Genomic DNA, 4847 nt, shown 5'->3' on the forward strand with positions numbered 1-4847 from the left:
CTGCTGCTCCTCGACGAGCCCACCAACCACCTCGACGCCGAGTCCGTGAACTGGCTGGAGCAGCACCTGGCCCAGTACAAGGGCACCGTCGTGGCCATCACCCACGACCGGTACTTCCTGGACAACGTCGCCGAGTGGATCCTCGAGCTGGACCGCGGCCGTGCCATCCCCTACGAGGGCAACTACTCCACGTACCTGGAGAAGAAGTCCGAGCGCCTCAAGGTCGAGGGCAAGAAGGACGAGAAGCGCCAGAAGCGGCTCAAGGAAGAGCTCGAGTGGGTGCGGTCCAACGCCAAGGGCCGCCAGACCAAGTCCAAGTCGCGTCTCGCGCGCTACGAGGAGATGGCGGCCGAGGCCGAGAAGATGCGGAAGCTGGACTTCGAGGAGATCCAGATCCCGCCGGGCCCGCGCCTGGGCAGCATCGTCGTCGAGGTCAGCAACCTCAGCAAGGCCTTCGGCGAGAAGGTCCTGATCGACGACCTGAGCTTCACGCTCCCGCGCAACGGCATCGTGGGCGTCATCGGCCCGAACGGCGCCGGCAAGACGACGCTCTTCAAGATGATCCAGGGCCTGGAGACGCCGGACTCCGGCGAGATCAAGGTCGGCGAGACCGTCAAGATCTCGTACGTCGACCAGAACCGCTCCAACATCGACCCGAAGAAGACCCTCTGGGCCGTGGTGAGCGACGAGCTCGACTACATCAACGTCGGCCAGGTCGAGATGCCGTCGCGCGCGTACGTCAGCGCCTTCGGCTTCAAGGGCCCCGACCAGCAGAAGCCGGCCGGTGTGCTCTCCGGCGGTGAGCGCAACCGCCTCAACCTCGCGCTCACGCTCAAGCAGGGCGGCAACCTGCTGCTCCTCGACGAGCCGACGAACGACCTCGACGTCGAGACGCTCAGCTCGCTGGAGAACGCGCTGCTCGAGTTCCCCGGCTGCGCCGTGGTCGTCTCCCACGACCGCTGGTTCCTGGACCGGGTGGCCACGCACATCCTCGCGTACGAGGGTGACTCCAAGTGGTTCTGGTTCGAGGGCAACTTCGAGTCGTACGAGAAGAACAAGATCGAGCGCCTCGGTGCGGACGCGGCCCGCCCGCACCGCGCCACCTACAAGAAGCTGACCCGCGGCTGATGGCTCGCCACGTATACGCCTGCCCCTTGCGCTGGGCGGACATGGATGCGTACGGACACGTCAACAACGTCGTGTTCCTCCGGTACCTGGAGGAGGCGCGCATCGATTTCCTGTTCCGCCCGGACAAGGACTTCCAGCAGGGGTCCGTCGTGGCGCGCCATGAGATCGACTACAAGCGGCAGCTCGTGCACCGGCACACGCCGGTCAGCATCGAGATGTGGGTCACCGAGATAAAGGCGGCGTCGTTCACGCTCGCCTACGAGGTCAAGGACCCGGACCAGGTGTACGTCCGGGCCTCGACGGTCATCGTGCCGTTCGACTTCGAGGCCCAGCGGCCGCGCCGGATCACCGCCGAGGAGCGGGAGTTCCTCGCGGAGTACCGGGACGACGCGGCCACGGCGGGGGCGCTCGCCGCATGAGCGCGCCCGTGCTGCACGTCGCCGACGCCGGGGAGGCGGCGGATCTCGCCGCCTTCCTCGGCCGGCTGCTGCACTACGACCGGGCGGCCGCCGTCCGGCTGCAGGCGCAGGCCGGTGGCCGGGCGCTCGCGGTGTTCGGGCGCCCGCCGTCGTTCGAGGTCCTCGCGGTGCGGGCGGTGCGGCTGCTCAAGCCGTACGAGTACGGGATCGACGACGCGCTCGACGTCACCGTGTCCGCGGGGGAGCTGCTCGACTCCGTCGACGAGGCGGCGGGCACGGTCACCGTGCCGGGCGCCGTGACCGGGCCGCCGTGGGCCGGGATGCTGCCGCCGCAGGGCGGCTGGCGGCGGGCCGAGGACTTCCCGGACGCGCGCGCCCTGCGGGCTCTCGTGCGGGCCGCGGTCGTCGAGTTCCGGTCCAGGGTCGGGGAGTTGGCGCCCGAGGCGCGGACCAGGACGGAGCTCGACCGGGTCGGGCGGGAGATCTGGTCGCGGGAGATCGGGTCCAGCGGGGTTCCCGTGCGGGTGGCTCATGCGGCCGTCTCGCTCGGGTTTCTGCGGGGGGAGTCGGCCGAGGCCGATCTGCTCGTGGCCGGGGCGTGGGTCCGGCTCCGTACGGCGTACGGGGCGGTCGTCCTCCGGCGGGCCTCCGGTGGGCTCGGCGGTCTGTCGGTCAGCCCCGTCTGAGGCCGGGACCGCGCCGTAGCGCGTCCCTCGTCGCCGACTGCTGCCGGTGCCTACGGCCGTTCCTGGTCGTCCGGCCAGACCTGGATGTGGTCCTCCTCCAGCTCCAGCAGGACGCGGTCGCGCATCTCCAGTGATTCCGTGTACTCCGCGGGCAGTTGGAGCCGCCCCGCACGGTCGAGCATCGCGTACTCGCGGGAGACCAGGGACTCCTGGCCGGTCGTCGCGTCGACCTGGGTGTGCCGCAGGACCTCCGTGGAGGTGCGGCCGTCGCGGATGGCCACGGTGCGGCGCACCTCCGTCGCCACCGTCTGGTCGTGCGTGACGATGACGACCGTCGTGCCCAGCTCCTCGTTCGCCGTGCGGAACGCGGCGAAGATCTGCTCACCGGTGTGCGAGTCCAGCTCGCCCGTGGGCTCGTCGGCGAGCAGCACCTTCGGCTCGTTGGCCAGGGCGACCGCGATGGCGACGCGTTGCTGCTGGCCGCCCGACATCTGCTCGGGCCGCCGGTCGCGGCAGTCGGCGACGCCGAGGAGGTCGAGGAGCTCCGCCGCGCGCTGCGCCTTCTTCGCGCGGCCGGTGCGGCCGCGCAACTGCATGGGCAGCGCCACGTTCTGGCTGGCCGTCAGGTACGGGAGCAGGTTGCGCGCGGTCTGCTGCCAGACGAAGCCGACGGCCTCGCGGCGGTAGCGCAGCCGGTCCTTCGCGGTCATCGCCAGCAGGTCGTACCCGGCGACCCTGGCCGCGCCCGCGGTGGGCTCGTCGAGGCCCGCCAGGATGTTCATCAGGGTCGACTTGCCGCTGCCGGAGGCGCCGACCAGGGCCATCAACTCGCCGTCGCGGACCAGGAGATCGAGGCCCTGGAGGGCCTGCACCTCGACGCCGTCCGTCGTGAAGATGCGCACGAGGCGGTCGCAGCTGATCAGGGCGTCGTGGCCGAAGGCGGGCCGGTCGCGGTGCGCGGTGGCGCGCTGTTCCAGGTCGGCGAGGCTGGGGCCGGAGCCGGCCGTGGTGCTCTCTGTCGTCATGGGCTGTACGGCCTCCCCGTTCGTGGGTTCGTCGTGGTCGGCGGGTCCGGGCGGTCGCTGGGTCACGCCGACTCACCCGCTCTGAGTTCCTTCACCGAGCCGCGCCGCCCGGCCCACCAGGCCTGGAGCGCGGCCACCCCGACCGTGATCGCCAGGACGCACACCGCGGGCACGACGAGCGACACCGGGTCCGTCGTCAGCGACGACGTGGTGCGGACCTCGTCGTCCGCGAGGGCCATCGCCGTCAGGTCGAGGCCGGGCGCGAGCAGCCGGATCGCCGCCCAGCCGGTGAGCAGACCGCCGACGGCGGCGAGCACCGCCTGGGGGAGCGCCTCGAGGACCATCAGACGGCGGCCCTGGCGACGGGTGAGGCCGAGGGTGCGCAGCCGGGCGAGGAGCGCGAGCCGCTCCGGGGCGGCCCGGGTGAGCGAGAGCGCGAGCGCGAGCACGGCGAGCCCGGTGCCGGCGCCGACCGCCGAGAGGTACACGTCGGTGGCCCCGGACTGGAGCGGGGAGTCGAGGAAACCGGCCCGTTCTCCGGCGCGGGTCTGCACGGCGGTGCCGGAGCCCGCGGCCCGGCGCAGGGCGGCCGCGTCGATGTGGTCGCCGGTCAGGAGCAGAGTGCTCGGCTCGGTGCGGGTGCCGCTCGCTGCGGCGAACCCGGCGGCGTCCACCACGAGGAAGTCCCGCCGGTCGGTGGCGAGCGCCGGGGTCGTCGCGCGGACGGCGGTGATCCGGACGGCGAGCGCCTGCCCGTTGACCTGGACGGTGAGCCGGCCGTCCGGGAAGCGGTGGGCGAGGGACGTCGAGGCGAGCGCGGGCACGGGGGTCTTCGGGCCGCCCGCCGGGGGTGCGAGTGCGCTCGCCGGGAACGCGCCGAGGCCGGTGCGCGCGGCGAGCCGGGCGTACGCGGCGCGGTCCACGGCGGCCACGCTGACCTGCCGGTCGGCGCCGGTGCGCAGGTCGGTGCGGAGCGACACCCGGGCCAGGTCGCTGACCCCGGGCACGTCCGCGACCCGGTCCGCGGTCCCGGCGGGCAGCGGCTGGGACCGGGCGACCCGGGCGTCCGCGCCGGTCGCGACGAGTGCGGCGCGGTCGCGGGCGGAGTCGATGCCGGCCAGCACGCTGCCGCCGAACGCGGCCGTGGTGAGCGCCGTCAGGAGGGCGAGCAGCGGCAGGACCGCGGTGCCCGCGCCGGCCTGGGCCCGGGCCGCGCGGGCCAGGGACAGATAGCCCACCGCGCCGCGCAGCCGGGCCATGGGTCCGGTGAGCCGGCGCAGCGGCAGTGGATAGATCCTGACCAGCAGGAACGCGGCGACGATCCCGACGAGGACCGGCGCGAGGGCGACGAGCGAGTCGCCGCCGTCCGTGCCGCGCCGGCGCAGCGCCACGATCGCGCCGAGCGCGAGGACCAGCAGGGTCAGTTCGGCGACCGTACGGCGGGCGGAGGGCCGGGCCGTGGCGACGTCGTCGCGTTCGGCGTGCATCCGCACCGCGCGGTGTCCGGCCAGGGCACGGACGGGCAGGGCCGCGCAGGCGAGCACGGCGACGGCCGCGGCGCCGAGCACGGCGGGCCGCAGCGCGCCGTG

The 4847-nt window shown here is 73.3% G+C and carries 5 protein-coding genes; 3 read left to right on the forward strand and 2 right to left on the reverse strand.

All coding sequences use genetic code 11. The features are described 5' to 3' along the window. The 3 genes from ettA to GTW43_RS29845 form a co-directional block, all read left to right on the forward strand. Positions 1-1128, forward strand: a 1128-nt coding sequence (gene ettA, locus GTW43_RS29835) for an energy-dependent translational throttle protein EttA (protein WP_161305106.1), incomplete at its 5' end; no start/stop codon positions are given. Next, the gene (locus GTW43_RS29840) at positions 1128-1547 is read left to right on the forward strand and encodes a thioesterase family protein (protein ID WP_161305107.1); all 420 of its coding nucleotides are present in this window, start codon (positions 1128-1130) and stop codon (positions 1545-1547) included. The genes ettA and GTW43_RS29840, both read left to right, overlap by 1 nt. Continuing rightward, positions 1544-2233, forward strand: a complete 690-nt coding sequence (locus GTW43_RS29845; protein WP_161305108.1) for a hypothetical protein — start codon at positions 1544-1546, stop codon at positions 2231-2233. The genes GTW43_RS29840 and GTW43_RS29845 overlap by 4 nt, the downstream gene beginning before the upstream one ends. Before the next feature lie 50 nt (positions 2234-2283). On the opposite strand, the gene GTW43_RS29850 is transcribed toward GTW43_RS29845, so the two are convergent. Continuing rightward, positions 2284-3258, reverse strand: a complete 975-nt coding sequence (locus tag GTW43_RS29850) for an ABC transporter ATP-binding protein (RefSeq protein ID WP_161305109.1) — start codon at positions 3256-3258, stop codon at positions 2284-2286. A 62-nt stretch (positions 3259-3320) separates the two neighbouring features. Beyond that, on the reverse strand, positions 3321-4847 hold a 1527-nt coding region (locus GTW43_RS29855), incomplete at its 5' end, for an FtsX-like permease family protein (RefSeq protein WP_343246158.1).

This window comes from Streptomyces sp. SID5785 (assembly GCF_009870065.1).
In the GTDB taxonomy this organism is placed as follows: Bacteria; Actinomycetota; Actinomycetes; order Streptomycetales; family Streptomycetaceae; genus Streptomyces.

Coding starts and splice junctions, on each gene's coding strand:
- GTW43_RS29840 (WP_161305107.1), top strand. CDS start 1,128: ATGGCTCGCCACGTATACGCCTGCCCCTTGCGCTGGGCGGACATGGAT.
- GTW43_RS29845 (WP_161305108.1), top strand. CDS start 1,544: ATGAGCGCGCCCGTGCTGCACGTCGCCGACGCCGGGGAGGCGGCGGAT.
- GTW43_RS29850 (WP_161305109.1), bottom strand. CDS start 3,258: ATGACGACAGAGAGCACCACGGCCGGCTCCGGCCCCAGCCTCGCCGAC.